General features: G+C 61.4%; 1 protein-coding gene. It reads right to left on the reverse strand.

Features of this window, described 5'->3' with window-relative positions:
* Positions 1–164: 164 nt before the first annotated feature.
* Positions 165–1271, reverse strand: a complete 1107-nt coding sequence (locus P3T22_RS33220) for an IS5 family transposase (protein ID WP_413231795.1) — start codon at positions 1269–1271, stop codon at positions 165–167.
* Between the last annotated feature and the right edge of the window lie 93 nt (positions 1272–1364).

Below are 1364 nucleotides of genomic sequence, written 5' to 3' on the forward strand. Positions count from 1 at the left end.
CGCCTAGCAGGCTGTTGAAAAGCGCCCCGTCATGAGGACCGAAGCTATGTTCAGGAGGCTTGCGCGTGCGATTTCCCGCTGAATTACCGGTTCGCCGCGCAATCTGCGCGGGGCATGCGCACGCATGCAGCCCTTGTGGCGGGCAGTCTTCACGCCGTGGCGGCTCATCGCGTCGCTCCTTGCGGCACCACACCTGGCATTCGGGCCATGCGGGTCAGATTGCTCGCAACCATCGTCAGCTTGAAGTGCTGGTCGACGCGCCGGATGCCACGATAGACCGTCTGCCGGATCCGACCGACCGTTTTACCCCAGCCGAAATGCTCTTCGATACGTTTGCGGATGATCTGGCTGATCCTGTAGCCCGCATGCCGCGAAGTGCGACCGTCGATCGCGCTACCACCTTGGCGATCATCGTTGCGCGCGACATGCGGCGTTACATTGCGAGCCCGGCAATCGTTCACGAAGTCGCGGGTGTCATACGCCTTGTCGGCACCAACTGTCTTCGTATGAGCGCCTGGCACGCAATCGAGCAATTGCAACGCGCTCGCCCGCTCGGCAAAACCATCCGCGTGACTGACCACGGCGCCGACCACCAGCCCCGAGCGGTTCTCCATCAGGATGTGCCCGTGGTAGCACAGGATGGCCGGGCTCTTGTGGCTCTTCTTGAACAATCGCGCCTCCGGATCAGTAGTCGACTCGTGCGTGGCATTGCTACGTCGCTCGCCTTTCCAGTCAGTGTCGGCGTTACGGCCACCGCCGGCTGGCGGACCATCGTCCGGGCCGTCCTTGCGGCGGAAGCTCTTGTGACTGGCCCACGCCTGAATCAGCGTGCCGTCCACCGAGAAATGGTCTCTCGACAGCAAGCCCCGTTTGTCCGCCAGGCTCATGACTTCGGTGAAGAACGCTTCCACGACTTCATGCTCCAGCAGCCGGTCGCGGTTCTTCGAGAACACCGAGTGGTCCCACACGGTGTCCTCAATCGCCAGCCCGACAAACCAGCGGAACAGCAGGTTGTAGCGCATCTGCTCCATGAGCATGCGCTCGCTGCGCACCGAGTAGAACACCTGCAACAGCAGCGCCCGCATCAGCTTCTCGGGCGCAATCGAGGCACGGCCGGTGTCCGCGTAGATGACGTTGAACAGCCCGTTGAGCCGTTTCAACGCATCATTCACCAGCAACCGGATCGGTCGCAACGGGTGATCCGCCGGGACGAAGTCCTCGAGCTTGACTGTCGTGAACAGGGGTTCCTGCATCTCATCCATTCCGCGCATCGCATCCGCTGCCAAAAATCATGAACACGATATCCATAACGCCCGTCCCTCAAACCCCGTTTACACGGGATCCAAATTCAACAGCCTGCTAGG

Origin of the sequence: Paraburkholderia sp. GAS348, from assembly GCF_050434205.1 — a bacterium.
GTDB lineage: Bacteria > Pseudomonadota > Gammaproteobacteria > Burkholderiales > Burkholderiaceae > Paraburkholderia.

Bases quoted from the DNA above. Each gene is read 5' to 3' on its own strand.
- P3T22_RS33220 (WP_413231795.1), bottom strand. From the start codon at position 1,271: ATGCGCGGAATGGATGAGATGCAGGAACCCCTGTTCACGACAGTCAAG.